Annotated in this window: 6 protein-coding genes; all 6 read left to right on the plus strand. The window is 68.6% G+C overall.

The genetic code is table 11. The features are described from left to right. Positions 1-332: UTRA domain-containing protein (locus RIF68_RS24945; protein ID WP_309053543.1), on the plus strand; the 332-nt coding region annotated here is incomplete at its 5' end. A 207-nt stretch (positions 333-539) separates the two neighbouring features. Then, the gene (locus RIF68_RS24950) at positions 540-1709 is read left to right on the plus strand and encodes a helix-turn-helix transcriptional regulator (RefSeq protein ID WP_309053544.1); all 1170 of its coding nucleotides are present in this window, start codon (positions 540-542) and stop codon (positions 1707-1709) included. Further along, positions 1706-2296 (plus strand): isochorismatase family cysteine hydrolase, encoded by a 591-nt coding sequence (locus tag RIF68_RS24955; protein WP_019329432.1) that lies wholly within the window; start codon positions 1706-1708, stop codon positions 2294-2296. The genes RIF68_RS24950 and RIF68_RS24955 overlap by 4 nt, the downstream gene beginning before the upstream one ends. Next, entirely contained in the window at positions 2293-3201 is a 909-nt protein-coding gene (locus tag RIF68_RS24960; protein WP_309053545.1) for an FAD-dependent oxidoreductase, read from the plus strand. The genes RIF68_RS24955 and RIF68_RS24960 overlap by 4 nt, the downstream gene beginning before the upstream one ends. Before the next feature lie 101 nt (positions 3202-3302). Then, the gene (locus RIF68_RS24965; RefSeq protein ID WP_269957656.1) at positions 3303-3599 is read left to right on the plus strand and encodes a helix-turn-helix transcriptional regulator; all 297 of its coding nucleotides are present in this window, start codon (positions 3303-3305) and stop codon (positions 3597-3599) included. An 849-nt stretch (positions 3600-4448) separates the two neighbouring features. Further along, on the plus strand, positions 4449-5801 hold a 1353-nt coding region (locus RIF68_RS24970; protein ID WP_309053546.1), incomplete at its 3' end, for a transcriptional regulator.

The raw sequence follows: 5801 nt of genomic DNA on the forward strand, positions 1-5801 counted from the left end.
GCTTCGTCCTGGATGGCCGGCCGGTCATGCTCGCCACCTCGTACCTGCCCTACGCTCTGGTGGAAGGTTCGGCGATCACCCAGGCCGACACCGGGCCAGGAGGAACCTACGCTCGCCTCGCTGACCTTGGGCATGGACCGGTTCGCTTCCGGGAGGAGATCCGCGGACGGCTGCCCACTGCTGAGGAAGCGGCCACGTTGGGCATGTCCCCTGAGCGCCCTGTTCTGAAGATGTGCCGGACGGCCTTCGACGCCCACCAGCGAGTTGTTGAGGTCAACGAGATGACCCTCGACTCCGCCTCGTACGTCCTGGACTACGAGTTCGATGCCTGACGGCACGCAGGACTCGACGCGGGCGCGGCACTGCGGTGTGCCCGGGATCGCCATGGTCCCTCCGGCCGGAGTTGCGGGTGTGGATCAACAAGAAACAGCATCCGCACCAGGGGCCTTGAGCGAGATGTCCGACCGTGGAAGTGGTGTAGCAACAGCGTGGCAATTAGGCCGTTGATACCTGGAAGGTGACCGCCAAGGGGGTGTGTAGTGATCGCTGTGGACAGGTGGACGGGTGAGGAGGCACTGCTGTTGCGGTCGGTGATGCGAGCGTCTGTGCGCGAGTTCGCCGGTCGCCTCGGCATCAGCCCCCGGACCGTCTCGAACTGGCAGCGGAACAAGACGAGCGTCTGCCGGCCCCACATGGCGCAGATCCTGGACACGGCACTCCTCCAGTGCACGCCGGCTGAGCAGGAGGCGTTCAGCCACCGTCTGGCAGCGCTGCGTGGAACGGCAGCTCCCCTCAACGCGGAGTCGGCGGCGCGTCCGGCACCGTGCACGGTCGTCTCCCACAAGTTCTTGCCGGTGTACCTCGGTGAGTGCAGTGCGCCCCTCTACGCTGCGGGCTCGCCAAGCGAGCCTGGACCCGGCGGGTTGGAGCAGCGAGTCCTGCTGGCTGACCATCACTCCGCGCAGTCGTCGACGGTGCACATGTACGCCTGCGGTGTCGCGGTGGTGCATCTGGAGGAGCACCACTGTCTCGAGACGTTGACCGAGTTGGCGTTGTGGCGTTACCGCACATACCTGAAGGAACCGGGCTGGGTAGGGGAGTGGATGGCCCGCCTGCTGGCCCGCCACGGCGACGACAATGACCATCCTGCCCAGTCGCTCGTTCCGCAGTACGTGCTGTCGGCCTACGAGCTCCGCACACATTCCTGGTCAAGCGCCGGCCTGGACACGGCTCTCCATCTGCTCGCTACGCCATCAGTGCTGGTCAACCGGCAGAACCCAGCAGATGTGGTGCCGCTCGGGCCAGGGGTAGAGGAAGCCAAGTTCCGTGACGGCTGGGCCCACCCCGAGGCCGTGACATTCGACGGCGGAGTCTCCCGCGGCGTCGTCGGCTGGTCTGGCGTCGCCTATCACCCGCGGTCGGACGAGCGGGCTCTGACCATGAGCCAGATCGTGGCCCTTGAGCTTGACGTACAGGCCCTCTGGGCCCTCTCGTCGCACATCCTGCACACGATCGAAGACGGCCAGGACCCGGTGATGCCGACGGCCTACGGCTGGCGCTTCCTGCGCAGCGCCTACTTCCGGCTCACTACCGCGCGCCCCACTGAGACGGCCCAGCACCGTGTGATGCGCGAGGCCATCCTGGCCACCAGCGAACTTCCTGATCGGTTGCGCGCCGCCCAGGACGCTCTTCGAGACAGCAATCCGTGACGGCCATGTGGAAGGCGGAGTGGGTGGACCCTCGATCGACAGCGCTGCTGGTCATCGATGTGCAGCAGGGCTTTGTCAACCAGCACAGCCGCGGCGTCATCCCCGCGGTTGTGCGACTGGTGGAGGGCTGGCAAGCAGCCGGCGCTCCCGTGGTGCTGTCGCGGTTCCACAACGAGCCCGGATCACCGTACGAGACGATCACGGGATGGACGCGATTGCGCACTCCCGAGGAACAAGCCCTCGTTGCTGACCTGGCCCCCTTCGCTGCCACCGCCGCCGCGGTCATCGACAAGCCCCAGGCGTCAGTGTTCACCCCCGAGGGCGCCCGGACCATCCACGAGGCGGGCTGGACCGATCTGGTGCTGTGCGGCATCGACACGGATGCGTGCGTATACGACTCCGCTGTTGCCGCCTATCAGGCCGGATACCGGCCGTGGATTGTCACCGACGCTTGTGCCTCTACCGGCGGCGCCCGCTACCACGACGCCGCGCTCTTGCTCGCCGCCCGCAACATCGGCGCTGAGCAACTGGTCACGAGCGAGGTTGTCTTGTCCCGAATCAGCGGAACGCAGGGAGCCCACGCATGAGCACACCGCACGAGACAGATGTCCTGGTGGTCGGCGCCGGCCCGTCAGGCGTGGCGGCCGCGGTGATGGCGGCCAGCCTGAACCTTCGAACGGTCGTCGTGGAGGCTGACTCAGTAGGCGGCAAGCTGCATGTCATTGGGGCACTGGAGAACGTCCCTGGCAACTGGTCGACCGGCCCGCAACTGGCTGAAGCTCTTGCCGCCGACCTGCACCGCCTACAGCGGGCTGGCCGATGCTCCGTCGTGCAGGGCCGTGCGGTCAGCGTCACCGGCTACGACGACCGGGCGGAACTCGTACTCGAGGACGGACGCGCACTGAGTGCGCAGCTGATCGTGGTCGCCACCGGCGTGGCGACCCTGGCTCCGACCGACGCCGACTGGATCAGCGCTTCCGCACGTGTGTCGGTGCCTCCACTGTGGCGCACCGAGCCTGCAGACCTAGCAGGCCGGACCTACGTTCTCGGAGGGGACCGCCCCCTCGGGACATGGCTCCGCACCCACCCGCGCTCCTCAACGACACTTCATGTCCTTTGTCCACCGGCGGATGACTACAAGATCGCAGAGGTCACGGGGGACGAGCGCGTGCGCATCGTGCCCGTCTCTCACGTCGTCCTGTCGCAGATGGCCTACGGAGACGAGTGGAGCTTGCAGGTCAAGGACCGGCAGGGGGAGCGCAAGTCCTACGTTGCCAAGACGGTGTTGAACAACCTCGGCAACACGCCAGCACGTTTGGACGGCCTCGCCTCGAGCGAGGACGGCTACTGCCCTCCCGGCAAGCAGCACCCGCGAGTCCGGGTCGCCGGCGACTTGAGGTCGGCCCAGTTCCAACGCGTCACGACGGCACAGGGCTCTGGGGCGGAAGCTGTACTCGCGTCCTACTACGCCTCGGTCCTAAAACCATGCTGAAGCTTGAGGCCCACCGCCCTATCGGCGTATCGCTGCACGCTGGCCAAGATCGATCCCGTGGTGTATCTTTCAGGGATTCGGTGATCATGAGAGGTTGGGGCATGTCCGACGCGGATCCCATGCAGCGGGTCAACGCTCTCCTCGACGACGTCCTGCCGCCACCGCGCGTGCGTCAGCAGCTGCGCCTCGCTGCGGGGCTCACCCAGCAGGAAGTCGCGGACGCTGTGGGTGTGAAGCGCCTGGCTGTAGCTCGCTGGGAGCTAGGTCAGACCCACCCCCGGCGGCCCCATCGCGCGGTCTACATCCACTTGCTCAAGGGGCTCGCGGAGCGTTTCCCCGATGTCGCTGAGCTGGATGCGGGCAGCACGACGCCGGCCTCCGAAGGGGGGTCGGGATGACCTAGGTCATCGGCCGCGCGCGCGAATGAGGTGGACTGCAATCCACTGTGGCCCCGCGCGGCCCGTCTCGCCGACCATCAGGTCGGCCGCCCAGTCCCCGGTTGGCGCCGGTTCTGGGCTCCAGCTCATCGAGCTGGGTCTTCATCTCAGTTGCAACACCCCGCCTTGGCAGGCGGGTCCACCCGGTCCGCTTTGGCAAGCGGGCCACCCCGGCTCTCCAGGAGCCCCTTTGGCAGGGGGCCTCTGTTGAGCCACCAGCGTCACCCCGGGTTCCGACGGCTTTGGCAGGCCGTTCGGTGCTCGGGGCTCCGTCCGTACAGAGCGCTCGGCCGTGGTCAGGTCCCTTGGCAGGGGCCTGGTCGCGGTCGGGGCGATCCATATGAAGGTTGGTGTCCCCGCCATAGTGCACGAGATCGGTGTCTCCTGTCAGCTCGACCGTGCCCGATTCACACCGGTTCGAGCCCCCCGTGCTTCCCGCGTGATGGGATTCGCACACCCTGTTTGCCCTGTTCAGGGCTTTAGTCACGAAGATTCTTCGGGTTGGAGTGTCACACCGCCTCCGGTCCCCGACGCCTTTTCCGAGAGGGGGACACCTGTCTTCCTGGCGGCGCCGGTCGCCGCGGTGCTGCGGGGTTGCGACCCGTGGGGCGGGACGCGATCCGAAGTTGTTGTCCGCCGGGCGGGAGGTCTCGCCGGATCCCGGACTCTGTCCACAGGCGGTCCGCCCGAGGCTGCCGGAAGGGTCTCCTTCTCGTGCATCCGGGCGGGCCAGTGAGCGCCGTAGCGGCACCGGCCGCCCAGATGCTTCCCGCTCCGCGTCCGTCGGTCGATGACGCCGACGCAGTCGCCGTGCTGCCCGTTCTGTTCGTGCCGGAGGCGTCGCAGTGGCTGTCGACGTCGGCGGGCCGGATCGCGGGCGACGGCTACTCGTGGATGCAGGCGGTCCACTGGGTCGCCGGGTCCGGGCTGTACAAGCCGCGGCGGCACCGGTCGCACGGGCCGCGCTCGTTCGGGCCGACGACCGTGCGCGTCGCCCAGGAGCTCGCGCAGCTCTTCCCGTGCCGTCCGGGCATCGAGTACCTGGTGCGCCGCACCGGCCTGTCGGAGCGGTCGGTGGAGTACCACCTGGGGATGCTGCGGGAGGCCGGGCTGCTCGCGTGGATCGTCAAGGGCACCCGGGTGTCCGGCGGTCCGGCGCAGGCCAGCGAGTTCGCGCGGATGATCCCGACCGAGTTCGACACCGCGCTCGGGGTCCGCACGGTGCAGCGCGATGAGGATGCTCCGGCGTACACGCGGGCGGTGTCCGGGATCGCGGAGGGCGGCCGGGAGCTGATGGCGAAGCTGGCGAAGAAGGCATCTCGGAAGGTGCGCAAGCCGCGCTCGAAGACGTCGTCGAAGGCCCCGGCGAAGGCCTCCGTGAGGGGTGCTGAGCAGGGGGTTGTGACGGCTGTTTCGGATGAGGTCCGTTGCACCCCAATGCAGGTCGGTACCTCAACTGTCTCTTCTGCGGGTGGTACTTCCTTCCCCCCTGAGAGCAAGCTCGCAAGCGGGGATGCCAAGTCCCCCACCCCGAAGAAGTCCAAGGCGAAGGCCGGCGGCCGCCGGAAGCTGAACCGCGTCGGGCGCCGCTTCCAGCTGGCCCGTGAGCTCACCCAGGAGCTGGACTGGCTGCGCGGCTGCTCTGTGGCCCGGATCGCCTGGGTGGCCCAGGGCGTGGCTGATGCCGGATGGACCGTGACCGACGTGAAGGGCTGGCTGCACCTGCGCGGCGAGGCGGCCCGGGTCCGCCGTGGCTCGGGTCTGCTCGCCGTGCTGCTGGCCGGTGCAGAGACAGTCCTCGACACCCCCGCCAAGCGGGCCGACGCCGTCGAGCAGTGGCGCGGCGCCCAGGAAGCCGCCCGCCGCCACCGCATCCAGCAGGTCCGCGCCCGCACCGAGCGCTACGAGGGCGACTGGGATGCCCCGACCAGCCGCGCCGTCCAGCGGCAGGTCGACGAGGCGTTCGCCGCCTCGTTCCGGCCCAAGCCCCGGGCTGCCGCGCCCGACACGGAGGCCCTGCCCGAGGTGTCCGGCGTGGGCGGCCTCGAGGACGACGTGATGGCCGAGGCCCGTGCGGAGGCCCGGCAGCGGCTGATGGTCGGCGACACCTCGCTGATCACCGTGGCGGTCGACGCCATGGGCCGCGAGACCGCAGAGCAGCTC

The sequence above is a fragment of the Streptomyces sp. genome (genome assembly GCF_031178505.1).
Taxonomy (GTDB): domain Bacteria; phylum Actinomycetota; class Actinomycetes; order Streptomycetales; family Streptomycetaceae; genus Streptomyces; species Streptomyces gulbargensis.